25 protein-coding genes are annotated in these 26,038 nt (G+C 62.1%); 4 read left to right on the forward strand and 21 right to left on the reverse strand.

Annotated elements, in window-relative coordinates; all coding sequences use genetic code 11:
• Nucleotides 1-108: 108 nt before the first annotated feature.
• The gene (locus QN219_RS11840; RefSeq protein ID WP_283999856.1) at nucleotides 109-1,122 is read right to left on the reverse strand and encodes an amino acid ABC transporter substrate-binding protein; all 1,014 of its coding nucleotides are present in this window, start codon (nucleotides 1,120-1,122) and stop codon (nucleotides 109-111) included.
• Nucleotides 1,123-1,449: 327 nt separating this feature from the next.
• Between QN219_RS11840 and QN219_RS11845 the strand changes: the two genes are divergently transcribed.
• Nucleotides 1,450-2,214 carry an aspartate/glutamate racemase family protein gene (locus QN219_RS11845; RefSeq protein WP_283999857.1) on the forward strand — a complete coding sequence of 255 codons (765 nt, stop codon included), beginning with the start codon at nucleotides 1,450-1,452 and terminating at the stop codon, nucleotides 2,212-2,214.
• A 43-nt stretch (nucleotides 2,215-2,257) separates the two neighbouring features.
• On the opposite strand, the gene QN219_RS11850 is transcribed toward QN219_RS11845, so the two are convergent.
• The 9 genes from QN219_RS11850 to QN219_RS11890 form a co-directional block, all read right to left on the reverse strand.
• The gene (locus tag QN219_RS11850) at nucleotides 2,258-2,998 is read right to left on the reverse strand and encodes a GntR family transcriptional regulator (RefSeq protein ID WP_283999858.1); all 741 of its coding nucleotides are present in this window, start codon (nucleotides 2,996-2,998) and stop codon (nucleotides 2,258-2,260) included.
• Nucleotides 2,999-3,129: 131 nt separating this feature from the next.
• Nucleotides 3,130-4,599 (reverse strand): amidohydrolase family protein, encoded by a 1,470-nt coding sequence (locus QN219_RS11855; protein ID WP_283999859.1) that lies wholly within the window; start codon nucleotides 4,597-4,599, stop codon nucleotides 3,130-3,132.
• Nucleotides 4,600-4,608: 9 nt separating this feature from the next.
• Nucleotides 4,609-5,799, reverse strand: a complete 1,191-nt coding sequence (locus tag QN219_RS11860; protein ID WP_283999860.1) for an amidohydrolase family protein — start codon at nucleotides 5,797-5,799, stop codon at nucleotides 4,609-4,611.
• Nucleotides 5,800-5,877: 78 nt separating this feature from the next.
• Nucleotides 5,878-6,540, reverse strand: coding sequence for a flavin reductase family protein (locus tag QN219_RS11865; protein ID WP_283999861.1), 663 nt, complete (start codon nucleotides 6,538-6,540; stop codon nucleotides 5,878-5,880).
• Between the two features lie 10 nt (nucleotides 6,541-6,550).
• Nucleotides 6,551-7,633 carry an ABC transporter ATP-binding protein gene (locus QN219_RS11870; RefSeq protein WP_283999862.1) on the reverse strand — a complete coding sequence of 361 codons (1,083 nt, stop codon included), beginning with the start codon at nucleotides 7,631-7,633 and terminating at the stop codon, nucleotides 6,551-6,553.
• Entirely contained in the window at nucleotides 7,630-8,598 is a 969-nt protein-coding gene (locus QN219_RS11875; protein ID WP_283999863.1) for an ABC transporter ATP-binding protein, read from the reverse strand. Before QN219_RS11875 ends, QN219_RS11870 begins: the two co-directional genes overlap by 4 nt.
• A gap of 4 nt (nucleotides 8,599-8,602) precedes the next feature.
• On the reverse strand, nucleotides 8,603-9,532 hold the full coding sequence (locus QN219_RS11880) for an ABC transporter permease (RefSeq protein WP_283999864.1): 930 nt from the start codon (nucleotides 9,530-9,532) through the stop codon (nucleotides 8,603-8,605).
• A gap of 10 nt (nucleotides 9,533-9,542) precedes the next feature.
• On the reverse strand, nucleotides 9,543-10,535 hold the full coding sequence (locus tag QN219_RS11885) for an ABC transporter permease (protein WP_283999865.1): 993 nt from the start codon (nucleotides 10,533-10,535) through the stop codon (nucleotides 9,543-9,545).
• Between the two features lie 95 nt (nucleotides 10,536-10,630).
• A complete protein-coding gene (locus tag QN219_RS11890) occupies nucleotides 10,631-12,202 on the reverse strand; it encodes an ABC transporter substrate-binding protein (RefSeq protein ID WP_283999866.1) in 1,572 nt (523 codons plus the stop codon).
• 189 nt (nucleotides 12,203-12,391) lie between these two features.
• Between QN219_RS11890 and QN219_RS11895 the strand changes: the two genes are divergently transcribed.
• Together QN219_RS11895 and QN219_RS11900 are read left to right on the forward strand one after the other, a co-directional pair.
• Entirely contained in the window at nucleotides 12,392-13,081 is a 690-nt protein-coding gene (locus QN219_RS11895) for a GntR family transcriptional regulator (protein ID WP_283999867.1), read from the forward strand.
• Nucleotides 13,082-13,116: 35 nt separating this feature from the next.
• Nucleotides 13,117-14,565, forward strand: a complete 1,449-nt coding sequence (locus tag QN219_RS11900; protein WP_283999868.1) for an amidohydrolase family protein — start codon at nucleotides 13,117-13,119, stop codon at nucleotides 14,563-14,565.
• Between the two features lie 67 nt (nucleotides 14,566-14,632).
• On the opposite strand, the gene QN219_RS11905 is transcribed toward QN219_RS11900, so the two are convergent.
• Nucleotides 14,633-15,082 (reverse strand): hypothetical protein, encoded by a 450-nt coding sequence (locus QN219_RS11905; protein ID WP_309486583.1) that lies wholly within the window; start codon nucleotides 15,080-15,082, stop codon nucleotides 14,633-14,635.
• A gap of 365 nt (nucleotides 15,083-15,447) precedes the next feature.
• On the opposite strand from QN219_RS11905, the gene QN219_RS11910 reads away from it, so the two are divergent.
• Entirely contained in the window at nucleotides 15,448-15,975 is a 528-nt protein-coding gene (locus QN219_RS11910; protein WP_283979261.1) for a tetratricopeptide repeat protein, read from the forward strand.
• Between the two features lie 141 nt (nucleotides 15,976-16,116).
• Here the strand turns inward: QN219_RS11910 and QN219_RS11915 are convergent, their stop codons facing one another.
• The 10 genes from QN219_RS11915 to QN219_RS11960 form a co-directional block, all read right to left on the reverse strand.
• Nucleotides 16,117-16,680 (reverse strand): hypothetical protein, encoded by a 564-nt coding sequence (locus QN219_RS11915; RefSeq protein WP_283999871.1) that lies wholly within the window; start codon nucleotides 16,678-16,680, stop codon nucleotides 16,117-16,119.
• Nucleotides 16,681-16,792: 112 nt separating this feature from the next.
• Nucleotides 16,793-18,088, reverse strand: a complete 1,296-nt coding sequence (locus tag QN219_RS11920) for an AAA family ATPase (protein WP_283999872.1) — start codon at nucleotides 18,086-18,088, stop codon at nucleotides 16,793-16,795.
• 16 nt (nucleotides 18,089-18,104) lie between these two features.
• Nucleotides 18,105-19,052, reverse strand: a complete 948-nt coding sequence (locus QN219_RS11925; protein ID WP_283999874.1) for a type II secretion system F family protein — start codon at nucleotides 19,050-19,052, stop codon at nucleotides 18,105-18,107.
• A 7-nt stretch (nucleotides 19,053-19,059) separates the two neighbouring features.
• Nucleotides 19,060-20,013, reverse strand: coding sequence for a type II secretion system F family protein (locus tag QN219_RS11930; protein WP_283999875.1), 954 nt, complete (start codon nucleotides 20,011-20,013; stop codon nucleotides 19,060-19,062).
• A complete protein-coding gene (locus QN219_RS11935) occupies nucleotides 20,010-21,464 on the reverse strand; it encodes a CpaF family protein (protein ID WP_283999876.1) in 1,455 nt (484 codons plus the stop codon). Before QN219_RS11935 ends, QN219_RS11930 begins: the two co-directional genes overlap by 4 nt.
• Nucleotides 21,465-21,483: 19 nt before the next feature.
• Entirely contained in the window at nucleotides 21,484-22,023 is a 540-nt protein-coding gene (locus tag QN219_RS11940) for a L,D-transpeptidase (protein WP_405052127.1), read from the reverse strand.
• A gap of 62 nt (nucleotides 22,024-22,085) precedes the next feature.
• Nucleotides 22,086-23,228: a pilus assembly protein gene (locus QN219_RS11945; protein ID WP_283999879.1), complete on the reverse strand. Its 1,143-nt coding sequence runs from the start codon at nucleotides 23,226-23,228 to the stop codon at nucleotides 22,086-22,088.
• A gap of 27 nt (nucleotides 23,229-23,255) precedes the next feature.
• Nucleotides 23,256-23,879, reverse strand: coding sequence for a TadE/TadG family type IV pilus assembly protein (locus tag QN219_RS11950; RefSeq protein ID WP_283999880.1), 624 nt, complete (start codon nucleotides 23,877-23,879; stop codon nucleotides 23,256-23,258).
• Nucleotides 23,873-24,355: a pilus assembly protein gene (locus QN219_RS11955; RefSeq protein ID WP_283999881.1), complete on the reverse strand. Its 483-nt coding sequence runs from the start codon at nucleotides 24,353-24,355 to the stop codon at nucleotides 23,873-23,875. The genes QN219_RS11950 and QN219_RS11955 overlap by 7 nt, the downstream gene beginning before the upstream one ends.
• Nucleotides 24,352-25,947, reverse strand: coding sequence for a pilus assembly protein TadG-related protein (locus tag QN219_RS11960; RefSeq protein ID WP_283999882.1), 1,596 nt, complete (start codon nucleotides 25,945-25,947; stop codon nucleotides 24,352-24,354). The genes QN219_RS11955 and QN219_RS11960 overlap by 4 nt, the downstream gene beginning before the upstream one ends.
• Nucleotides 25,948-26,038 lie beyond the last annotated feature (91 nt).

Consider the following 26,038-nt stretch of genomic DNA (forward strand, 5'->3'; position numbering starts at 1 on the left):
CGTCTTGTCAGACGCGCAAAGGACGCTGTAGCACTTTGAATTGCTGCATGTTTTTGTCCCTGAATCGAAGGATTTGAGGAAACATGCAGTGGGAGCGCGCCGGTTCGCTCAGCGGAACGGCGGGGCGTAGACCAGGCCGCCGGCGCTCCACAACGCATTCGGTCCGCGGGTCAGGCCGAGACGTGTGCCCTCACCAAGGTTGCGTTCGAAGATCTCGCCGTAATTGCCGACGCCCTTGATGACGTGATAGCCCCACTTGCCGTCGAGGCCGAGCATGGTTCCAAGCTCATCGGTGACGCCGAGCATGCGCTGGATTTCCGGATCCTCGCTCTTCAGCATGTCGTCCACGTTGGACTGCGTTATCCCTTTCTCTTCCGCCGCCATCAGCAGCCATACCGACCAGGACATGATATCCCGCCAGTTGGAGTCGTTCTGGCGAACGGCAGGGGCCAGCGGCTCCTTTGAAATCGTCTCGGGCAGAACCTGATAGTCGTCCGGATTGTTGGCGACGGCGCGAATCGATGCGAGATCGGAGCGATCCGAGGAGATCGCCTCGCATCGTCCCGCAAAGAAGGCAGCCCTGTTTTCATCCGGGCTCTCGAAGACCACCAGTTCGAACTTGCCGCCGATCGAACGGAAGAAGTCGCTGAGATTTTGCGCCGTAGTCGTCCCCGGCAGCGTGCAGATTGCGGCCTCGGTCAACTCCTTCGCACTGGAGACGCCGAGCGACTTGGCGACCATCAGACCCTGGCCGTCGTAGAAGACGGTCGGCCCAAAATCTAGGCCGAGCGAAGACTCGCGCGAGAAGGTTTGCGTCGTCTGTCGGGAAAGCAGGTCGATTTCGCCGGACTGCAGCGCCTGAAAGCGCGTGTTGATATTGGTCGGTACGAATTCAACCTTTTCCGCGTCGCCGAAAACGGCGGCGGCGACCGCGCGACAGACATCGGCGTCAAAACCCTGCATCCGGCCTTTTTCATCGGGCGCGGCGAAACCCGGCGTGCTCAGCGAAATGCCGCAAACGAGCTTCCCGCGCGCCTTAACCATATCGAGCGTTGCGGCATGCGCCGTACTCGCCACGGCACCGATGGCAGCCGCGCAAAACGTCAAAAATCTCTTTCTCATATTCCCCTCCCTGTTTGCTTCTGTCGGTCGTGTTCGGAAAGCGCCCACCTCCCCAGCAAAGCGCCCGCCCTAGTCGTCGACGGTGACTTGTGTACAATAACAACGGCAACAAAGCAATGACATTGCATACAATATGATTCATAACAAACCCGCATCAGAGGGGCACGAGTCGGCCGCCAACGCATCCAAAAATGTCCGATCGATTAAGCGGGTAACCGAAAGATGCGCATTGACAAATGGTTTCACAAATCCAATATGCGATGATCGTATACAATACTGTATTCTTATCCACTCTCTCGAAGCCACTGCCAACTCAATGGGGATGCCATGAGGATCAAGCTCATCAATCCGAACACGACCGGTTCGATGACCGACCTCATCGCCGCCACAGCGCGATCGGTTGCCGCTCCCGGGACCGAGATCATCGCGGCGACATCGCGATCGGGCCCTGCCTCGATCGAGTGCCACTTCGACGAAGCGATGAGCGTTGTCGGCCTCATTGACGAAATCATCGACGCGCCTGCAGCCGACGCCTATGTCATCGCCTGTTTCGGTGACCCGGGCCTGCTCGCCGCGCGCGAGATCACCGACGCGCCGGTCTTCGGGATCGCCGAAGCCGCCATGCACGCGGCGACATTCGTCTCCACCGGCTTTTCGGTCGTCACGACGCTCGAACGCACCCGGATCATCACCGAGCATCTGGTTCGCAATTACGGCATGGAGCACCAGTGCCGGCGCGTGCGCGCGACGGATGTACCCGTACTCGAACTCGAGCGGCCGGAATCCAATGCACGCGCCACCATTTTAGCCGAATGCGAACGCGCGCTCGTCGAAGATCAGTCGTCGGCGATCGTTCTCGGTTGCGCTGGCATGGCCGATCTTGCGGCCTATCTGGAGGATCGGTTGCAGGTCCCGGTCATCGACGGCGTCGCTGCGGCGGTCAAGTTTGCCGAGGCGATCGTCGGCATGGGTCTCAAGACGTCGAAGCGCGGCGATCTTGCCCCGCCCCTGCCGAAGATCTATCGCGGCAAGCTCGCAAGCTATGCTCCCGGAAACGGGCTGGTCGGCCCGACGTCGCTTAAGGCCGGCTGATTCCACCTCAAACGATGGAAATACCGGCGCCGGCTTCGCAGCCTCAGGCGACGGGTTTGAACAGCGCGGCGAAATCGACGCGCGACGGCTGATCGGCGAGGTCGATCTGCGCCTCGATGTGGCGGAGGTGGTGCTCCATCGCCCGCACGGCCGCCTTCGCATCCCGCCGCTTCAGGGCATCGATGATGTCGCGATGCTCGCTCTGGGAACAGGGCACGGCCCCAGGCGATTCGTAGAGCGCGATGATCAGCGACGTTCGCGAAACGAGTTCCTGGACGAAATCCCGCAACACGGCATTTCCGGCGAGCGCCGCGAGTTCGAGATGAAAATCGCCGGAGAGCTGGAGCCGCCGCTTTTTGTCATTGCGGGTAAGCGCCTCCGCCTCCGCGTCGAGGAGATCCGTGAGCCGGCCGATGCCCGCATCGCTAATCGTTGCCGCAAGCTTTGCAATGAGAATGCACTCGACCCCGCGGCGCGCCTCGAACACTTGCCGCGCCTCCTCGATCGAGGGCCGCGCGACGAAGGCGCCCTTGTTCGGAATGAGATCCACGAGCTTCTCGTGGGCGAGGCGCTGCAGGACCTTGCGGATGATGGTTCGGCTGACGCCGAAAGCTGTTGCCAGCGCATCCTCCTGCAACGGCGTCGCGGGCCGTATCTGATGATTGATGATCGCCGCGTATATTTCACTGTGAATGCGCTCGTCGGCCCGGCCGGCGCGTTTGCGCGCAACGCCAGATCGGTCCGACTTGTCGGCGCTCTTGGTGGCTCCCGGCACGCGCTGCATCGCACTTTCCTGTACAAGGTCTCCTGACGAAGGCTTTCCGCCAAAGACCTGATGACGCAAACCGCGGCGGATTACAAGGTGACCCGCGATGGTACCTCACGAATGTATACAATTCATACCAATTTCGAAAATTAACGGCCAACTATGCGATAACTGGGCGAAAAGATCTCCTCGACCGGCGGGTGACCGAAGGTGCGCAGCGGATATTTCGCGATCACGCCCTCGAACTGCATCTGGGCCCGCTGGCGATAAGCCCGGTCGTCGACGCCGGGAATGACGCCATCCTCCATAACGAAGCGGCCGCCGATCATCACCGATTTCACCGATTGCGCCGAAGCGTTCAGCATCAGAGTCTGGATAGGGTCGATGGTCTGGCCCATGAACGGATCGTCGAAATCGACGACGATTAGATCGGCGGCCGCGCCAGCCTGCAGCCGGCCGAGATCGGGACGGCCGAGCGCATCGGCGCCGCCGATCGTCGCGGCGTCATAGAAATCCTCCGAGCGGCAGCCTTCGGTGCCGCCTTCCTCGACTCGGCAGAGCATCATCCCGACCTGCATATTGAGGAACATATCCGGCGGATAGGTGTCCGTCCCGAGGCCGATGCGGATACCCATGTCACGATAGGCGCGGAAGGATTGCAACGCAGTGCCGTGTCGGGCTGAAACGAGCGGGCAATGAACGATCGTTCCGCCGCCGTCTCGCAGGATCTCGAGGTCCTGGCCTGGTCGGTCGATGCCGTTGCAGCCGCTGACATGGGTTCCGTGTGGCAGGATCGCGCGAGGCGACAGAAAGCCGAGACTGTCGAGCCACTCGGCCGGGCTCATGCCCCGCAGCTTGAGTACGCTGTCATATTCGAAGCGCGATTGGCAGCAATGCAGACGGATCGGCACGTCCAGGTCGGCAGCGGCCGCCGCCGACCGTTTGAGAAGCTCCGGGGTGCAGGTCTCGATCCTGTCCGGGGCCAGCATGGTGCGGATGAGTCCACCCGCTTCCCCCTCGAACCTGCGGCAGAAATCAATCGCATCGGCGAGGCCGATGAAGCCGCGCTCCTCGTCGAAATGGTAATCGATGGTGCCGTCGCGTCGGACGAAGGAATTGCCGGAACGATAGGCCGGTCCGAGATAGACGCGCAGCCCGAGATCCCGCGCGGCTTCGGCGGCCGCCGTGAACTCGGCGACCGTCTCGCCCCATTGGCGATAGAACAGCGAGGCGATGGGCAGTGCTGTGGTGATGCCGCTGCGGATCAGCCGCGAGAAGGCGTAGCGCTTCTGGAACGCCAACTCCTCTTCGCTGTACATCTCGAAGGGGCCGCTTTCCATATAGGTTTCCGGCCAGATGCGCCCCTTCTTCCACGCCGGCTGGTTGTCATAGCCAAGCACAGTCGTATCAAGGTCCGAGAGCGCATCGAGGTCGACGAAGCCAGGCCCGATTAGCGCATTGCCGTAGTCGATGCGGCGCGCGACAACGCCCTGGTAGCCATGGCCGACGAAGACGACGCGGTCGCCGGTGACGACGATTTCGCCATTCGGGTAGAGGCAATGGCGGCCGTCGGCGTGACCGACAACCCAGCGGGCGGTAAGCAGTAGTGGTTCGTGCATATCGGAAACTCACTCTACGGTAAAAAGAGCCTGGCCATCACGCGCGACCGGCTTGCCGCGCTTCAGCACCAGCTTGCGTCTCGGCCGAGCGGCAACCGCCTCGGCGACCGTTTCCGCATCGACCAGCACGATGTCGGCGAAGGCGCCTTCGCGAAGGCCATAGTCCTTCAGCGCCATGACATCGGCGCCGCCCTGCGTGCAGATATGGAGCGCATGTTCGACTTCGTCGTCGCGGCGGAAATTGTTGCGCAGGCCAATGAACAGCGCCCGTTCGAGCATGTCGAGATTGCCGTAGGGACCCCAGGTGTCCCGAATGCCGTCTGAACCGGCACAGAGACGAACGCCAGCGTTCCGCAGTTCGGCCGCCGCCGGTACCGGCCGCGAGGCGGGTGCCGTGGTCGCAATCGCAATGTCCTCGCGCGCGAGCTTTTCGACCAGCGCATGTGCGCGGGCGCGGTCGGTCATGCCGAGGCAGAAGGCGTGGCTGACTGTGACCTTGCCGTGCATAGCGAGCGCACGGGTGCGCTCGACGATCATCTCCAGCGAAAACGCGCCCAATTCGTCCGGTTCGTGCAGATGGATGTCGATAGGCTTGCCGTGCTTCTCGGCCAGGTGGAAAACGGCGTCGAGCTGGCCTTTCGGATCGCGGTCGATGCCGCACGGGTCAAGCCCGCCGACGACATCGGCGCCGTTGGCGAGCGCTTCGTCCATCAGTTCAAGCGTGCCGGGGCGGATCATCATGCCGGACTGCGGGAAGGCGACGATCTCGATGTCCATGACGTCGCGGAAGCGCTCGCGCGTCGCCGAGACGCCTTCGAAGCACCACAGCTCCTGATCGGTGTCGATATCGACATGGCTGCGAATGGCGGTCGTGCCGTTCGCAGAGGCAAGGGCCACCTGCCGCGCCGACTGCCGTGCCGGATCGATGTTGAGCTCGCGGCGGAGCCGGCGTTCCGCCGAGATCTTGTCCTCGAGTGTCGGGCCAGCCTGGTGGGGATGCCAGCCCATGCCCCACAACGACTTGTCGAGATGGGCATGCGCCTCGACCAGGCCCGGCAGCACAATGGCGCCGGCACCGTCTTCGGCCGGGCCGCTGCAGGCGAGATCGCTGCCGATGCGGGCGATGCGGCCTTCGCGGATGAGAATGTCGACCTTTGCGCCACCGAGGGGCCGGACGTTCTTGAGCAGGAGTTCTGTCATTGAAGGATCACTTGCATTGGAGATTGCGACTGGACCGGCTTGTTGGCCCACTGCGGGGCGGCGGCGGCCGTACGCCGCTCAGCCCGGAAGCTTCTCCGGCTTACGCTCGCCGTAGCCCGCCGCTTCCTCGTGATGGAGCAGGTCAGTCGGCTTCTTCAGTACGAATTGCCGGTCGGCGACGATGTAGTTGTCGGCGTGAAGGCGGGCGATCGGCTGATAGACCTCCGGCCGGACATATCTGCCGCGCTCGTCGAGGCATTCGTCGCGGACATGCATTTGCACAACTTCACCGAGCACGATGGTCCGCCGCTCGTAGTCGATCGTCTGAGCGACGCGGCATTCCATCGCGCAGGGCGCCTCCTTGATGCGTGGCGGCGTCACTTTCACCGAGGGCACGCTCGTCAGCCCGGCGAATTCGATCTCGTCGATATCGCTCGGGAAATTAATACCGGTGACGATCATCTCCTGGGCAATCGACATGTCGACCATGTGGACGACGAACTCGCCCGACCGCTTGATGTTGGCAACCGTGTCCTTGACCGTTCCGTCCGGACGCGTCTGCATGCCGAGAATGACCAGCGGCGGTTCCTGCGAGAACACGTTGAAGAAGCTCATCGGCGCCGCGTTGTTGCAGCCATGCGCATCGACAGTGGTGACGAGCGCAATCGGCCGCGGCGCGACGAAGCTCACCAGCAGGCGGTAGCGGTCCTGAGCGGGCAGTTCGGCAAAGTCGAATTCCATGACGGTCCTTTCAGATAACAGCCTGCGCTGCGTGATCGTTGCCCGCCGAAGCCACAGCGGGCAAGTCGCCCCGGCCTTCCTCGACCGCGTGGCACGAAACGCGCACGCCGTTGTCATGAGCGCGGAGGTTGGGCGTCTCGCGCCGACAGCGGTCATTGGCAAGGGCACAACGCGGATGGAAATGACACCCGGACGGCGGATTGATCGGGTTCGGCACCTCGCCGGAAGCCGGCACACAGTCCCGCTTCGACATGCCGAGGTCGGGGATCGTGTCGAGCAGCAGCCGGGTGTACGGATGCTGCGGACTGTTGAAGAGTTGGGCGGCGGGCGACACCTCGACCAGTCGGCCGAGATACATGACGCCGATCCAGTCAGACATGAAGTTGACCACCGCAAGATCGTGGCTGATGAACAGGTAAGTCAGCCCCAGTTCGCGCTGCATGTCGCGCATCAGATTGAGGATCTGGGCCTGCACGGAAACGTCGAGTGCCGAGGTCGGCTCGTCGCAGACGAGGAACTCCGGTTTGGTGGAGATGGCGCGGGCGATGGAGATGCGCTGACGTTGGCCACCTGAAAATTCATGCGGAAACTTGTCGCCATCCCTGGAGTTCAGGCCAACGAATTCGAGTAGACGGTCGACCTCGCGGCGCTCTTCCTCGCGCGAGGCGCAGAGGCCGTAGGTACGAAGCGGTTCGGCGATGATATCGCGTACCCGCCAGCGCGGATTGAGGCTGGCATAGGGGTCCTGAAAGATCATCTGCATGCGCCGGCGCACGGCGGCAGGCTGCCCGGCCGGCGCTTGCGAGATATCGGCGCCGTCGAAGAGGATGCTGCCGGCCGACGGGGTGGAGAGCCCCATGATCAGCCGCGCCACCGTGGACTTGCCGCAACCGGACTCACCGACGAGGCTCAGCGTCTGGCCACGTGGGATTTCGAGATCGAGCCCGTCGACGGCCTTGACTGTCTGCGTTTCACCGCCTTCGATCAGGCGGTTCAGCAAGGGCTTCGACATCGCGAAGTGTTTCTTCAGGCCCTTGACCGACAGCAACGGCCGGTCGTCGACGACCTTCATTCTTGCAGGTGCGGCGTTCATTGTGTCACCCCTTCATAAAGCAGGCAGGCGGCGGCGCCGTCGGCAACCGGCCTGAGTTCCGGCCGGAGATGGTGGCATTCGGCAATGGCCTTCGGGCAGCGCGGATTGAAGGCGCAACCTTTTGGAATGTCGGTGAGGCGCGGCATGGATCCTTCGATCTGGACAAGCCGGTCCGGCCGCGGACCGATGCGCGGGATAGAGCCCATAAGCCCTGCCGTGTAGGGATGGCTCGGCTTCTGCAGCACGCGCGCGACCGGGCCGATCTCGGCGAGGCGCCCTGCATACATCACCGCCACCCGGTCTGCCGTTTCGGCGATCACGCCCATGTCGTGGGTGACCAGGATCGCCGCCGCGTTGCGCTCCCGACAGACGCGTTTCAACAGTGCGATAATCTGGGCCTGGACCGAAACGTCGAGTGCGGTCGTCGGCTCGTCGGCGATGATCAGGCGCGGTTCCGCGCAGAGCGCAAGGGCGATGACGACGCGCTGCCGCATGCCGCCGGAAAACTGGTGCGGGTACTGATCGATGCGCCGATCGGGTGCCGGGATGCCGACTTCGGCCAGCCATTCGATGGCGCGCTTACGCGCTTCGGCGGCTGGCATCGGCAGATGCGTCCGGATCGTCTCGATCAGTTGTTTTCCGACCGTGAAGAGAGGATTGAGGCTCGTCAGCGGATCCTGGAAGATCGCGCCGATGTGACGGCCGCGCACCTTGCGCATCTCGTCAGGTGAGAGATTGTCGATGCGTTTGCCGTCGAGGCGGATCTGACCGCCACCGATGCGGCCCGGCGGTTCGAGTAAGCCGATGACGGCAGCGCCGGTCATCGATTTGCCGGCACCGGACTCGCCGACAACCCCGAGGATTTCCCCCTGTTCGACAGAGAAGGAAACATTGTCGACGGCGGTCAACACGCCCTTTCGGGTGGGGAACTCGACTTTGAGATTCTCGACTTCGAGCAAGGCCATGACATCACCTCAGTTTCGGATTGAGTGCGTCGCGCAGCCAGTCGCCGATCAGGTTGACCGCAAGAACCAGCACGGCAAGCGTCGCCGAGGGAAAGATCACCACCCACCAGATGCCGGAGAACAGATATTCGTTGCCGACGCGGATGAGGGTGCCGAGCGAGGGTTGCGTCGGCGGCATGCCGACGCCAAGGAAGGAAAGCGTCGCCTCGGTCAGGACCGCCATGCCGAGATTGATGGTGGCGATGACCAGCACCGGCCCGAGCACATTGGGCAAGATGTGCGTGAGCATGATGCGCAGCCGACCGACGCCGATCGTGCGGGCGGCTTGGACATATTCGCGCTGGCGCTCGACAAGCGTCGAGCCGCGCACGGTACGCGCATATTGCACCCAGTTCGTGAGGCCGATCGCGAGCACCAGAACAACGATCGCCGCGCCCTCGTGCTGGTTTGCCGGAAGGATGCCGCGCATGACGCCATTGATGAGCAACGCGACGAGGATTGCCGGAAAGCTCAGCAGCACGTCGGCGACGCGCATGATGATCGCATCGACGAACCCGCTGACAAAACCGCCGACAAGGCCGAGAAAGACGCCGAGCACCGCCGCCAGGAGAACGCTGGCGAAACCGACGAAGAGCGAGATACGCAATCCGTAGAAGATCGAAGACACGACGTCGCGCGCCTGCGTGTCTGTGCCGAGCCAGTAGGCGGGGTTGCCACCCTCCATCCAGGAGGGGGGCAGCTCGCTGTCGAGCAGGTTGAGACCGGCGATGTCGAACGGATTATGGGGCGCGATCTGCGGCGCGAAGACCGCGGTGACGAAGAGCAGCACCAGTGCGGCAGCGGCGATGATCGTCGTCTTGGACCGACGGAAGCTGTAGAACAGGTCGCTGTCGGCAAAGCTGCGGAGACGCCCGGTGAAGGAAGTGTCGCTCATGGCCATGTCCTCAGGCGCCACGCCCTGTCGCCCGGGTCTGGTCGGTGCGAAGGCGCGGATCGATGACGTTGTAGAGAAGGTCGACGCTGGTGTTGATGATGACGAAGAGCAGCGAGACCATGACGAGGTAGGCCGCCATCACCGGAACGTCGGTGAAGTTGACTGCCTGGATGAACAGAGCGCCCATGCCCGGCCACTGGAACACCGTCTCGGTGATGATCGCGAAGGCAATGAGACCGCCGAGTTGCAGCCCGAAAATCGTGACGACCGGAATCAACGTGTTCTTGAGCGCATGCCGGAAGTGGATCGTCCGATTGCGCAAGCCCCGTGCCCTTGCGAATTTGATGTAGTCGGCACGCAGCACCTCGAGCATCTCGGCCCGCACCAGCCTCATAATGAGGGTGAGCTGGAACAGGCAGAGCATGAAGGACGGCAGGATCAGCGCCTTCAGCCCGGTGGCAGTGAGGAATCCGGTCCACCACCAGCCGATATCGATGACATCACCGCGACCGAAGGACGGCAGCCAGCCAAGCCACACCGAAAAGACGAGGATCAGCAGGATACCGGTCACGAAGGTTGGCAGGGAAATGCCAACCAGGGAGAGGATCTGAAGGCCCTGGCTCAGCACCCCACGGGGTTTTAGCGCCGTGTAGATGCCGAGCGGAATGCCGAGCGCCAGCGACAGAATGGCCGCCACCAGCACCAGTTCGGCCGTTGCCGGGAACCGTTCCGCGAGCAGGGCGCTCACCGGCCGGCTATTGCGGTAGGACACACCGAAATCGCCCTGCGCGGCATTCACGACGAAACGCCCGTATTGCAGGATCAGCGGATCATCGAGGCGCAGCCGCTTTCGCACCTCCTCGCGCTGTTCCTGGGTCGCGTCCTGCGAAACGATGTTGTTCACGGGATCGCCGAGATAACGGAACATCAGGAAGGCGATGAAAGCCACCGCGAGCATGACCATGACGGCCTGAAGAAGACGGCGGACGAGGAATACGAGCATCGACCCAACTCCCTTGGGGTCCGCCCGCGCCACGGTCGGTGCGGGCTGATCGTGAAAACGGCCCTGCCCGCTCACGGGGGCAAGGCCCGTTTCGGCTACTTGATACGCGTGTACCAGAGGCGCAGCAGGTCGTCGGCGGTCTGTACGACCTCGACATTGTCACGCACGGCCCAGGACAGCGGCTGCTGGTGCAGAGGCAGCCAGGCAACCTCCTCCTCCGTGATGCCGAAGGCCTCGATCATCATCTGGCGGCGCTTGGCTTCATCGAGTTCGACGTCGATCTTCTTGGTCAGCTCGTCGACCTTGGCGTTCTTGTAGTCGCCGGGATTCCAGGTGCCCAGCTTGTCTTCCGGCGAATGCAGCATGGCGGAAAGCACGCTGAAGCCGTCGAGCATCGGCAGCGTCGCCCAGCCGATCATGAACATGTCGGTCTGGCCTTCCTGCGCCTTCTTGAAGTGCAGCGTGCGGGCTTCGGTCACCAGCTTGGCATTGAGGCCGACCTGCGCCAGCATCGCGGTCATCGCCTGGCAGACCTCCTCGTCGTTGACGTAGGCGTCGTTCGGACAATTCATGTTGAACTGGAAGCCGTTCGGATAGCCGGCTTCGGTGAGCAGCGCCTTGGCGGCCGCGGGATCATAGGGGAAGCGCCGGTTGAGCTTCTCGTCGAAACCTGGCACTTCCGGAGCGATCTGCATGCCGGCATTGCGGGACTTGCCGCGCATGATCTTGTCGCGGACGAGGTCCATGTTGATCGCCTGGTAAACGGCCTTGCGGACACGCACATCCCTGAAAGGATTGCCTTCGACATTCCCGTCGACCAGCTTGTCGCGCATGTTGAAGTTCATCATGATCGTGCGCAGGCCGGGAGATTCCAGCACCTTGGTGCCCGGAGAGCCGGCGATGCGCTTGGCATCCTGCAACGGCGACGGCGTGATGATGTCGACCTCGCCGGAGAGCAGCGCTGCGACGCGGGTCGCGTCCGAGCTGATCGGCGTGTGCACGACCTTGGTGAGATTGTGCTCCGGCTTCTCCCACCAGGCTTCATTGGCGACCAGAACCGTTTGCGCGTCCGGGCGGCGGCTTTCGAGCTTGAACGGGCCTGTGCCGTTGGCGTGCGTGGTAGTGTAGCCCTCCTCGCCGAGCTCGGCATTGACCGGCTTGACGGCGCCGTTCTTCTCCAGCCACTGCGCATCGAAGATCGCGATGTTGGTGAGATAGTTGTTGAGCAGCGGCGTCGGGCCACTGAGGTGCAGATCTACCGTATAGTCGTCGACCGTTTCGGCGGACTTCAGCGCCGGCAGGTTGCCCTTGATCGGCGACTTATCGTCAGTCGCGCGCATCAGCGACATGACCACGTCGTCGGCGGTGAAATCCGAGCCGTCGTGGAACTTGACGCCCTGGCGGAGCTTGTAGCGGATCACGTCCGGCTTGACGACCTCCCAGGAAACGGCGAGCGCCGGCTCGATCTTCAGTTCCTTGTTGTAGCGCACCAACGGTTCGTAGACGTGCAGCAGGAAATTGATCGAAAAGCTGTCCGTCATTGAATGCGGATCAAGCCCATAGATGTCGCCAGCCGAAGCGTAACGAAGCGTGTTCGCGCCGGCAGCCCCAACCAGGCCAAGCTGAACCAGCGCCGCCGCGGTGGCGGCGAGCAGAAACTTCCTCATGTAACTCCTCCCGTTCGGAACAATGGTCCTCTGGCGCTCGCTTTTGCGACGCTGGATACAGTTCCTGGGGGATATTGCTGACACTCATGCGATGAATTGTCAACAATCATCTGGAACAATGTTGACAAAAGCTCCGTTTCCGCTTGAATGGTGTCGAGGTGATTTCGGCGCGCCGGGGAGGAATGCGGAATGGACATGGAAGCCGGCACACGGCCTGCGACGGATCAGGAAATCTATCAGAGGCTTTGGAGCGCCATCGCCGAGCGGCAGATCGGCCCAGGCACCAGGCTGAAGGAAGAGCAGCTTTCCGAGATCTTTTCGGCGAGCCGGGCCCGCATTCGCCAAGTGCTGCAGAACCTTGCGCGTGACGGCTTGATCACGCTCGTACCCAATCGTGGCGCCTTCGTCTCCCAGCCGTCCACCGAGGAGGCGCGAGATGTCTTCTTCGCCCGGCGGACGATCGAGGAACGGCTCGTCGAGAAACTTTGCGCGACAATCGATGCCGGCGGCATCGACCGGCTCCGAAATCACGTCGAGGCGGAACGCCGCGCTCACTCCAACCGGGATATCGCCGCCGCCATCCGGCTTTCGGGCGCATTCCACCTCTTGATCGCCGAGCTTGCACAGTCGCAGATCCTCGCCGATCTGCTGCGGGACCTGGTTTCCAGAACGTCCCTGATCATGGCGATGTACCGGCAGAAGGACGTGCTGAACTGCGGCCCGGACGAGCATAACGCCATTGTCGACTGCATCGTCGCCCGCGATGCCAGAAAGGCGCTCGCAGTGATGCATCACCATCTCGCCCATATCGAGAACCAGCTCGACCTCGAGACCGATCGCGTCGCGGCCCGGAACCTCGAAGACATCCTGGGCGCCTGAGCCCGATCTCGACTGAAAATCCGAAAGGCAACGACATGGAGCAGCCGGATATTCTCCTGCGCAATGTGACTGCTGTCACCGTAGATAACGAGCGACGGGTAATCGACCGGGCGTGGCTGGCCATTGCCGGAGACCGCATCGCGGGCATTGGCAGCGAGGCCGACGAGCCGCCGCGGGACGCCCGGGAAATCATCGATGGCTCCGGCATGGTCGCAATGCCGGGCCTTATCGACTGCCATTCGCATGCGGGGCATGGATTGGTGCGAGCTGCGGGCTGCGGCGACGTCGACCGCTGGTTCGAGGTCTGCGAGGCGATCTACGCCCGCGCGTCGACCGCCGACTTCTGGCGGGCGGAGGCGCGCCTGACGCTGCTGGAGCGGCTTCAAGGCGGCGTTACGACGGCGATGACTCTGCTAGGCGGCGGTGCCGACATCATGCGCACCGACGATCCGACATTCGGCGACGCGCATTGCACGGCAACCGCGGAGGCAGGCCTTCGCACCATTCTCGCGGTCGGGCCAACCCGTCCGCCCTTCCCCCGCAGCTATCGGCGTTACGAAAATAATGATGGCCGGGATATCGCCATTTCCTTCGAGCACCAGTTGGAGGTGTGCGAAGACCTGATCGATCGCTGGAATGACGTGCTCGACCGCCGCACCGGCGTCGCGCTGGCAATGCCCGTCTATTATGCCGCCGATGTCGTGGAGGGGCCGGCACGCCGGAAAGTCAAGGACATGGGCGACGCGGTGATGGCCTTGCGCGAGCGCAAGAAGGTCCTCTTCACCCAGGACGGGCATCGCGAAGGGTCGATCGCGCTCGCCCGCGATCTCGGTGTTCTGGGTCCATTCGCCCTGCTCGGCCACAGCGTCGATCTCACGCCGGCAGACTTCGAGGCTCTTGTGCAAACCGGCGCCTCCATCATCCACAATCCAAGCGCGATCATGTCGATCTACGGTCGCTGCCCGGTTCCGGAACTGATCGATGCCGGCATCGTCGTCTGCCTCGGCTCCGATGCCGCGGCGCCCGATCGGGGTTACGACATGTTCCGCCACATGGCGCAGTGCATGCATTATCATCGCCGGCATTTCCGCGATCCAAGCTACCTGCCCCCCGGCAAGACCATCGAAATGGCGACGATCGACGCCGCTCGGGCACTCGGCCTCGAAAGCGAGCTGGGTTCACTGGAAACCGGCAAGAAGGCGGATATCGTGCTCATCGACATGCGCAAGCCCCATCTCTACCCGCCAGGCATGCCGGTCACGCGGCTTGCGCATTTCGCCAATGCCGCGGATGTCGACACCGTCATCGTCAACGGAAGGGTGCTCATGCGCGGCCGGCGCATCGAACATCTTGATACGGCGGATATTCTGGACTCCGCGGCGCGAGAGCGAAAGCTGGCTTTCGAGCGGGCCGGCGTGACCGAACTTTTGGGCGAACCGGCGTCCTATTGGAGATCAAGCCGGCTCGTCACCCAATCGCACTGATGTCGTCCCGCGTCTTCGCCGGTCAACAACGGTTAGGACCCGCGCAGGTGCGGCACAGTGGGTCGCGCTATCTTACGCGGATACGCCGGATGATCGCGAAATGGCAGCAGGCACAGGCGGCAAGGACGACGACGAAAAGCGCGGACCCAAGCGGCGAATAGGCGGGCGGCAGGAAAGACCAGTCGCCGCGCAGCACCTGCGGCAACGAGAGGCCTGAAACGCCGGCCTGGGCGATTGCGGCCCGCACCATGCCGAGCGCGGTGGCGATCAAGGCGACGTGCGCGTGGATGAAGCGCGTGCGCGGATATCGATCGGGCCGGATCGCCAGAAGGATTCCCAAAAGCGCTGCGAGCACCAGAATCACGGCGGCACTCCAAAGCCCGACGCCGGGAACGGCGAGAAGTATGAAGACTGGTTCGCGCATGACCGGAAGTATCGTCATGTAGAGCCACCAGGAGAACTCGCTCGCGGGATAATAGGCAAGCAGAACCATGCTGGCCAGAAACGCAGCCGCCAATGCATAAGCGCCACATGGGCCGAGTCGAAGGAAGGTTAGAACTGAAGCTCGCATTTGCAGGCATCCCCTTTGACTGGAGCGCGTCCGCTCGGACACTGTTCATATATAAGGCGACGCTTAACTGGGGCTTACCGATCGTAACTTTCTGTTCGGACCGGAACGACCTGACTTGCCAGCAATTGAGCCGGCAGATTGAAACCGTTCATGGCGATGGTCACCGAACACGGCACCGCCTTAAGATGCGCGATGTGTCTCTTTAATGCGACTCATTGTTTCAATTCTACATTTATTAGCATTTTTTTCGGAAGATTTTCCGTGAGTGCTTGCAGGCGCGAGGCTACTTTAGCCAAAAATCGGGGGAATAGATGGCAACTTCTCAGATCAGATCGCGGATCAGGTGCCTCACCTTATTGCTCGCGGGCGGAATCCTGCTGGCCGGCTGCCAATCGGCCGCCCTCGACGACGTGGCGGCCTTCGGCGATAGCGCCAAAACACTCGAGGATGATTCGGCCGTAGCCTTCTACAAGAACGACGAGTTGGTAACCAAGGGAAAGCTGCAGTTCAAGGAGAAGAACTACGGTAAGTCCTACGCCATCTACAAGCGGGCCGTAGCGGTCTTTCCCGAAGACCCGTCCGCTTGGCTGGGCTTTGCCGCCTCCGCCGACATGATCGGTCGCTTCGATACCTCAGACCGTGCCTACCAGCAGCTCTCGGGCATGATCGGAAACACGGCGGTCTACTACAACAATATCGGATACTCGCATCTTTTGCGTGGCGACCTGCCCAAAGCCCGGCGTTACTTCCTGAAGGCCTATGAACTCGATCCGGCGAACGAGACCACGGCCAGGAACCTGGAACTCATGAAAAACAGCGTGAAGTTCGCGCAACGATAGAGTGCGCGCGACGCGGTTCATGCGGGCGGAGTGGGCGGCAACGTGCGGCGAAAAGGCCGCATCCCACTGTGACACGATTTTTGATCCTCGCCGAGAGCGGCTTTCGAAAAGAAAAAATCGGTTCGGCGGAAAACCCGCAGATCACCTCACCTTGCGCAGGATCAGTTTACCCTCGGGCGAGATCGAGCGTTCGTAATGCGGCAGGTCCGCAACGGAGACACCTTGGGTGCCAGTCGAGGCGAGATTGTCTTCCGCCACCTGCAGTCCGGCGGAGAAGGCATTGGCCGACGGCTCCAGCCGTTGTGTCACGCCCTTTCCGGGCGCGCTCATGATCAGGCTTCCGCCGGAGGCAACCAAACCTGAACGCATGCCGGCATCGAAATCGGCGATCTGTTTGCGCAGGCCCTCCAGACGCTGGCGAACGATTGCCATGTCCTCGGCCTTGGCGCTTCGGGCGATATGCCGCCCCTGTTTGTCGACCAGTTCTTTCAGGCCATCGATGGAACGCTTGAGCGCGGCGAGGCTCTCGCGGCTATCGGCCGCATTCTTAGCCGTGTAAAGAAGAATGCCGGCGTTCAACGGCAGGAGCAACAGCGCAAGCGTAATCAGGGACGCCCCTTTCGAGCGGCTCGGTTCCTTGGCTGGTCGCTCGACGCGTTGCCTCGCGCCGTCAGATTCGACATCGACATCCGGAATACTGGTCATCCGCATCACTCCGCCGCAAGCAGGATCAAGTCGCTGAATTCCATTGCATCAGTATTTCAGGCATTCCTTAATAAGGTACGCACCCATTGCTTCCCGTATCCCGCTACGGATCCTAATCCAGCGTAAACACGCCCTCCCATGCCCGTTCCAGCATTTCCAGCGAAGCCACCTTCGGCATCGCGTTGAACTCGCAATAGGATCCGATGAAATCCAGGAGGTATTTGGGATGGTAACAGGACGCCAGTGATTCGCCAGTGTATTTCCGATCGTAGAACAGCTCCAGGTCTCGCTCGCGCAGTTCTACCGAAACGTTCTTCGCATAGGTGCCGAAGATGCGGATATATTCTGCCCGCGAAGGAGTATTGACAAATATCTTGTACTTCAGCCGCCGCAGACCCGCTTCGTCCGAAAGGTCCTTCGGGGCAATGTTGGTGGAGAAGACCACGAGCTCGTCGAACGGAACCTTGAACTTCTTTCCCGTATGCAGGGTCAAGAAGTCGTAGCCACGCTCGAGCGGCACGATCCAGCGATTGATCAACGCTTGCGGCAACACCTGCTGACGACCGAAATCGTCGATAATGAAGACGCCGCCGGATGCCTTGAGATGCATCGGCGACTCATAAACATTCGACCCCTCGTTGAAGGCCAGATCGAGCAGGTCGAGGGTCAGTTCGCCACCGGTCTTGATCACTGGCCGCCGGCATTCGACCCATCGCTGGTCCGACTTCGGATATGGCACCGTTCCGACGGATTGATGGACGGCTTCGTCGTAGAAGCGGATGACATAGCCGCCGACCTCGACAGCATGGGGCACCCAGATCGTCTGTCGGAACAGACGCGACGTACGCTCGGCAATGCTCGTCTTGCCGTTGCCGGGTGGTCCGTAAAGCAGAATGGACTGCCCGGAATTCATCGCCGGGCCGAGTTTTTCGACCAACGACGGCGATAGCACAAGGCCCTCTAGGCTCTCGATCAGAAGGTCATGCGTCACCCGTTCGTGATGGATCGATTGCAAGCCGAGCTGCCGACAGAAGGCGTCGAGCGACACCGGCGCCGGCCCCACATAGGACGATTGCCGGGAGGCGACGTGGGCATATTCGAGGCCCTTCATCGAAAGTGCGTAGCGGATGTCGGATCTGACATCGTCGCCGGCGAGCCCCCGTGCCTCGAAATAGGCGAGCTTCACAAGCTCCTTGACCAGCAGGTTGACCACCACCTTGGGCAGCTTCATCCGCTCCGCCAGATGCGATGGCGTGACCGTGTCCTGTTCGGTCGCGCATTGCGCCGCCAACCGCAGCAGGAACGACAGTTCGAGCCCGGTTTCTTCCACGCTAGCCGGCGCCATCGGCATGCGGAGATCAAGCGTCGGAGCGAAATCCTCACGGTCCTGGTTAAGCGAATATTGCATCGAGTCCTCGCTACTCTTAACCGCCGGGCGCCATGCCGGCGAGAAGGCTGACCACGCGGATGACGACAGGCACAAGCACAATGACCAGGCTCACGGGAAACAGGAAGGCGCCGAGCGGCAGCAGCATCTTGATCGGCAGGGCGTTGGCCTTTTCCTCGGCGCGGACGATGCGAAGATCGCGCATTTCCTTGCTGTAGACCCGGAGCGTCTGCGTGACGCTTGTTCCAAGCTCCTCCGACTGGCGGAAGAGAACCGAAAGCGCGCGTGCCTCGTCGATCCTCAGTCGCGTCGCGAGATTGGCAAGCGCCTCGCGCAACCGGCGCCCGCCGCGCACCTCCAACATCATGATCGAGAGATGCAACCCAAAATCCTGCTGCTTGGCGACGAATTCCCGCGCCACGCGGTTTGCTGCCGCTTCGATGCTCATGCCGGCGTCGAGACAGACGATCAGCATGTCCATGAAGTCGGGAAAAAGACGGCGGTAATCGCGTTCCTTGGCGTCGCCCCGCCGGTCGATATAGATATTCACCAGGATGAAGGCGGCACCGGCCGCGAACATCGCGCCGAGCAGGGTCGCGACGCGTGAAATCTCAGGAAAGAAGCGATTAAAGGCCCAGACAGCCAGAACCATGACGCCGATGCATATGATCGCGCGGATCATCTGGAACGTCGTAACGGCGTTGGCGCTGAAATAGCCGGCTCGGATCAGCCGGTTTTGCGTGGAATTGGGGTTGGTGTCACTACGGGTGATGTCGAAATAGCGGCGGATCAGCCGGTTCTCCGCCTCGCCGAGATCGGCGATCGCTCCGTCACCAACATGCAGTTCGTCGCCTCGTGCTCTCGTCTTCGTTTCCGAGAGCCTGAGGCCCACCTCGCGCCGGCGGAAGACGACTTCGGAAGCGGCGGCTGAAAAGATCAGGACCGAAAAGAAGACAATGAGATAGATGCCGTACTCGTTCCACATGGCGGGCTCAGTACTCGAAGTTAACCATCTTGTAGAGAATGACATTTCCGATAGCCATAATCACCAGCAGGCCCGCAGCGATCGTGCCTCCGTAGCCACTCTCCCAAACCGGGTCGAAATAGGTCGGAGAAAGCAACTTGATCATAGCGTAGAGAAGAAACGGATACATTGACATGAAGATCGCCGTGATCCGCCCTTCCGAGGAGATTGCCCTGACCTTCGCCTTCAACATCGACCGGTCACGCAACGTCTTCGAGAGGTTCTGCAGGATCTCGACGAGATTGCCGCCGGTTCCGGCCTGGACGCTCAGCGAGATGGCGAGCAGATTGAGGTCTTCCACCCCCACCCGGTCATTGAGGTTCATGAGCGCATCATCGAGCGTGACGCCATAGGTCAGCTCGTCCGACAGTAGGCCGAACTCCGTTCCAATCGGATCGGGCATCTCGCGCGCTACCAGCGAGATCGCCGCCGGCAAAGGATGCCCTGCCGCAAGGCTCCGGTTGGCAACGTCGAGCGCCTCGGGAAGCTTCTCGGCGAATTTGCGTATGCGCTTGGCGCGCACCCGCCAGACGATGAGCACGGGCACGAGAAGGAACACCGCAAGGAAGATCGGAATCCGGACCAATGTGCTCGGAACGAGAAATTGGAGGAGAAGCCAGACGACGAGGGCGCCGGCGACGGCATAAAGGGCAAACCGCTTCCCATCGAACTTGATGCCGGACTGCACGTAGTACTGCCTCAGCCGCTGCATCAACGGCAGCGATCGCCACTCATTGTCCGCACCGCGCTGCTTCAGCATTTCGCGGTAGGTCTCGCGATGATTCTCGCTCGCCGCGAGCAGGCTCAGACGGTCGTTCACCGCCCTGTGACGTTCGGACGTCCGGAAGTAACTGCGCAGCAGCGCTTCCACAAACACCAGCGCCGCGACGAATACGGCCGCGTAGAGCAGGATCAGGGTCATGGCTTGCTGGACCCCGTCTGTAGTGGTTTCCCCGGTTCGAAAATCGCCGGAGGGATGATGATTCCGAGTTCCGCGAATTCCTCGACGAAGCGCGGGCGCAAGCCGGTGGCTCGGAACTCGCCGTGGATGCGGCCGTTCTCGTCCGTCCCGATCTTTTTGAAGCGCATGATTTCCTGCATCTGCACGACCTCGCCCTCCATGCCGGTGATCTCGGAAACCGAGACGACCTTGCGGCTGCCGTCGTTCAAGCGCTGCACCTGGACGATGAGCGAGATCGCGGACGAGATCTGCGATCGGACACTCAGCTGCGACATCGGCATACCCGCCATGCCGACCATCTGCTCGAGCCGGCTGACCGCATCGCGCGGGGTGTTAGCGTGAATGGTCGTCATCGATCCTTCGTGACCGGTGTTCATCGCCTGGAGCATGTCGAAGGCCTCCTCGCCGCGTACCTCGCCGACGATGATGCGGTCGGGCCGCATGCGAAGCGCGTTTTTCAGGAGTTCGCGCTGGCGGACCTCGTTCCGGCCGTCAAGCGTCGGCGGCCTGGTTTCCATCCGCCCGACATGCGGCTGCTGGAGCTGCAGTTCGGCGGCGTCTTCGATCGTGATCAACCGCTCCCTCGACGAAATCTGCGAGGAAAGCGCGTTGAGCAGCGTCGTCTTGCCCGAACCGGTACCGCCTGAGATGATCATCGACACCCTGCCCTTGACCGCCGCGCTCAGGAGAATGCGCATCGCATCCGCCATCGCGCCATATTCGACGAGACGCTCCAGCGTCAGCGGCTTGCGGGTAAACTTGCGGATCGAGACGAGCGGCCCGTCGACCGAGATCGGCCTGATGGCGACGTTGACACGCGAGCCGTCCTTGAGGCGAGCGTCGACCATGGGCGTTGCTTCGTCCACACGGCGGCCGACGGCCGAGACGATCTTGTTGATCACCCTGAGCAGGTGGTCCTCGTCCTTGAAGCGAACCGCCGTGCTTTCGAGCTGGCCGCGTCGCTCGACGTAGACGCTGTTGTGACCGTTGATGAGGATATCGGCCACCGACTCGTCCGCCAGCAGCGGCTCGATCGGCCCGAGGCCGAGCATCTCGTCGGTGATGTCACGAACCAGATCGTTGATTTCCCTGGCATTCAAGGGAGAGTTGTTCCGGCGGATATAATCCTTCACCAGCGGCCGGATTTCGGTGGCGATCTCCTCGTCGTCAAGCGTATCGAGAATGCCGAGATTGATGTGGTCCAGAAGATGGCGATGCAGGTTGACCCGCTCTGAAACCATATCCAGGCCGAGCGGCGATTCCTCCTTGACCGCAGTCGTCGCCTGGGCAGCCGCCACGTTTGGCGCAGGCGCAAACGCGGCCGCATCGTTGGAGGCAATGTCTGCAACGTGCTGGCGCTCCACGCCTTGCAGTGGCTGCTTGTAAAAGCGTCCTATGAACCCGTTCGCCATCAGCCCTTCCCCCTTCCAACTATTTCACAACAACCGTGGCGCCGATCCGCACCCGGTCATAGAGATCGATGACGTCGGCATTGCTCATGCGGAAGCAGCCGGAGGACGCAAAATCGCCAACTGTCGACTGGTCGTTCGTCCCGTGAATGCGATAGAGCGTGTCGGCATCTCCCCGGTAGAGATAGATCCCGCGGGCACCCATTGGATTGAACGGCCCGGCCGGCACGAGTTCCGGGAGCCCCGGCGCGCGCGCCTTCATCTCGGCCGGCGGCCGCCAGTCGGGCCACTCTGCCTTGCGGCCGATTTTCACGACGCCGCTCCAGCGGAAACCGTCGCGGCCGACGCCGATCCTGTAGCGGATTGCCCTGCCACCGGAGAGGACGAGATCGAGTATCCGGCTTTCACTGACGATGACGATCGTGCCGGCCGGATAGTTCTGCTCGGAGGTAACGGTGACGCCGGTTGCCGGTCCGAGGTTCCGCGGCACTTGCTCGCTTGCGGCCGCCCCGTGCAGCCAAAACGCGAGCCCGAAGGCGACCGTTGCAAACACCGCCCGCATCCTCCGGCACCCTCCTCTCTCGCCGCACCGCCGCCGCGGTACATTCCTGTGCGCGCCTGCGTTCATCGGACGAGCGCTCCGAGTTTGCCGACGGCCTTGCAGAAGCGCGAACGCGCATTCACCTCGACCGGCAGCACGCCGCGGTTGACGGCCTCGCTCAGCGTGTCCCAGTCATAGGCGACGACATGCGCGTGGGTTTCCTTGAAAATCCTGTCGGCCTGTTCCCGGCGCACCCCAAGGCTGAAGAGCTTGGTGCGGTACTTGTTGATGACGACGAAGATCGAGTCCGAACTGCCGCGCAGGCGCACCAGATTGAGGTAGAGTTCCTTGGCCTGGTGCAGCGCGGGAATGGTCATTTCCGTGACGATGGTGATGCTGTTGACCGATCCCAGCACCTCGTCCTTCCAGGGCGTGCTGTAGTAAGGGATATCGAGGACCGTCTGGTCGCTTTCGAATGCCGCGACATCGAGCATGCGCAATACCAGTTCGGCCCCCTTCGGCGACAAAAGGACCGATGGCTGCTTGAACGACAGCAGCGAAAAGCCGCCGGAATGGCGCTTGCGTACGAGATCGATGAATTCGAGATCGACGCGCGATGGATTGGCGATGACCGGCATCAGGTCATAGTCATTGACGAGGTTGAGGTAATAGCCGAGCGACCCGGACGAGAAGTCCATGTCGAACAGATCGACGCGCGGCGACGAATTTTTCGTGGGCTGAGCCAGCACGTGCGCGAGCGAGGATGCGATCACGCTCGCTCCCGCCCCGCCGACGGCCGAGACGACGGCATGGACGCGGCTGTCGCTCGCGCCCGCCGTCGGCGCGTGCGTCGAGATCATGTCGATCAGCACGCGGCGTTCCAGCGGTTTCTTCAGCCAGTCATTGCCGTTGAGGCGGAAGAGCAGCCGCAGCTTGTCGTCCGGCAAATCTTCCGAGACGACGATGAGCGGAATGTTGCGGTGGCCGGCACGGAAAGAAAAGAGCTCCGGCTGGTTCAGCATGTCGCCGTTGTCGACATCGAGCACGATCAGATCGAACTGCGCCGGATCGAGGCGCCCCTTTTCGCCGAACGCCTTCAGCGCCAGATGACGCACATCGTAGCGGGAAAGCGATCCGAACGTATCGAGCATGAAGCTCGCAGCCGCCGCGTCGTCGGAAAGAACAAGGATCTTGGTGGACGCTACGAAGTTCATATGGGCTGTCATCTCGCTTCCCCACGCAATATCAAGGGCTCAGCAGGTTGAGCATGTTTTCAAGTCTTCGGTCGTGATCGTCACCGGGTGGGCGGGTATGGTAATGTCATTGAGGCCGAGCAGGCCGCCGAGGACGGGAAGATCGAAGGTGACGTCGCGCACTTCCAGGCGCATGGTCAGTACCGGCCCATTCGGCCGCCCCCAGTAACCGAGACCGGAGCGCTGATAAGTAACCACCAGGTTCTCCGGCTGGATGCGCCAGTTGAGATCGCAGATGCCAGGGCGCGGATCGCCGGCCGTGCCGCAAACACCGTCGCTTCCCTTGACAATCCGGCTAAGTTCCGCGCTGCAGTTGGCAAGAGCCGGCCCACAAGTCGACGCGATTGTCGCATTGTTCGGCGCGGCCTTGCCGTTATCCAGCGGATTGGCTGCACTAATGGGGAAAGCTGTGTCGAAGTTCGAGGTCAACGGATCGGATACGGCCGCGAGCCGCGCGCCATATTGCAGCGCCTTCACAGTCTGGTTCCACTGCGACATGGCATAGCCGAACTCGACAAAGGCGGCGAAGATCAGGATCACGATCGGGAACGTCAGCAGCGCCTCAACAAGACTGACGCCGCGCGTATCCTGGCAGAACGAGACGAGGGTCCGGAAGATCACCATCCGATATACCTCTCTTCATGGGAGGACGTGATCGTGATCGCACCGATACCGAGCCCGGAGAACAACGGAGAGGTTTCGTAAAGGTGTGCCGTCGCAATGGTGATCGTGCCGTCGGCGCTGACCGGTGTTACGGTGATGTCGGCGAGGCTGGGTCCCCAACCGCGAACCCGCAGGGGGGCGTTTGCCGCAGGGCTCTGCGTCCCATAGAAGGCGATCAGTTTCGCGGTTGCTTCGGTACAGTTCGCCGTATAGGTCGGCGAGGTCGGCCGACAGCGCGACAGGTAGCGTCCGGCGTCGCGCAGGCCCGCGTCGATCTGCATGCGCTCCCAGAAGATATTGCCGAACTCGAGAATGCCGGCCGTAAAGAGCGTCACGAAAGGCACCACCGCCAGTGCCTCGACAAGCACCGCGCCGTCCTCCCCTCGCCAGAAGGCGGATCGAAGCTGAAGCGGCAGTATGTTTGCCAGCGTGATCATCGGACCAGCTCCGCTTCTTCGCGCAGGAACTCATCGAGCGTACCGCGGCCGCCTCTGCCGGTAATGTCGATCATTTCCAGCGAGAGATAGCGTTCGCCGCTGTCAGCTATTGCGGGCTTGGTCAGGAACATGCGGGCGAAGGCAATTGCCCTCGTATCCACGCTGTGTCCCGTCAAGCGACCGGCATTGTATTCTTCCTTGCAATTGACAACGGCAGCAAAGATCTCGCGACGATCGCCGTATTCGCTGGCGGTGTAGTTAGAAAGAGCCGGTCCGCTATAGCATTGGCCACCCGTCAATGGCGCGCCTGTCTCACCATTCGCGGAGGCGTCGCCGATCCGCGCGGGATTTGCGAGCTCGTAACGATAGACATCGTAAGCCGAAGGCTGCGACGGCGAGCCGGCTGGCGATGGATAGCTCGAATAATTGCTCAGAATATCGCTTACCGTGGCGGTCGCCATCCCAGGATGCGCGACGCCCCAGTAGGTGCCGTACTGCCAATTGTTGCCGGTGCTGATCTTACCGCCCGTGAGAGAGCTCATGGCGGCACCATAACCGAGGGGCACGGCCTGTGCGGTATCGCCAACCGTGCTACCTGACATGACCGGGTCGTAGTCGCCGCAGATCTTGTTGGCACCGCCCGTCTGCGATTGCGCGGACCGCACGTTTCGGGCCGGGCGGTAGCGACCGTCGTTGCGCGCGTTCCCGAACGAGCCGGAATAAAGGCCGAAGCGCGTGTTGAGGCCGGCTTCCACGGGACCGGCATTGGCACCCGTCTTGGTTTCCAGTGCGTCCCGCTCGTAGCATACACCGGGCGAGCCCGTGGCCAATGCCTCGGCAAGCACGTTCGCCCCATTCCCATAGGTCGCAAGGAACCCGAAATTGCCCGGCCCCGGAGAGCTGGAGGATGTGCTGTGTAGCTCGATCTGCACTCCGTAAAGGGCGCCGGCGGCGAAATTCGTGTGCAGCGCCTCGGCGGCCGCCGCACCATTATTTCCAGAGGGGTCTTCGAAAGGGTTGCAGATATAGATCGGCGTCACGTCGCAGGCGCTTGCCCGGTAGACGGCTACCGCTTCGGCGGAAACGTTGATCGTATCGCGGTTGAGGCCGACGGGAATTGGAAAGATCGTCGTCATCGCGTGGTCTTTGGCGACGACCCGGGCATAGGATGCCTCATGGGGATCCGTCGTCACCATCGCCGCGGTGATCGGATCGTCATCGTCAGCCGGAATTTCCTTGAGATAGGTGACCGTGACCGTGCTTCCGGCATCGTTGCCCGCATCGTAGACGACCGTGATGTGCGAGCCGAGCGACATTCCGGTCCCGCCGCCGCTGAAGGCGGCGCCGTTTGTGAGCGTCTCGATCGCGGCATCGGCCCGGTCGATCGCGTCGTCGCGGCCGTCGAGCTCGCGCGCGCCGGCGAGGGCCATGGCGTCGACTGCATTCTGAAGGTCGGTGTGAAGATTGCCCGTGCGCCCGACGTCGATAACAAGCAGCGACAGGCCGAGCAGGAGCGGCATGGAAATCAGCGTCAAGACGATGACGTAGCCACGATGATCGTCCCAGAACCGTTTGATAGCCCCGTTCAACATTGACATGCCCCCCGGTCGCGGCGGCCCTCTATCGCCGCGACATACTGTTTCTATGGTATTCCCTCCCGGCGCCGCTGCCGTTTACGCTTGT

Origin of the sequence: Sinorhizobium sp. 8-89, from assembly GCF_030124325.1 — a bacterium.
Classification (GTDB): Bacteria; Pseudomonadota; Alphaproteobacteria; order Rhizobiales; family Rhizobiaceae; genus Sinorhizobium.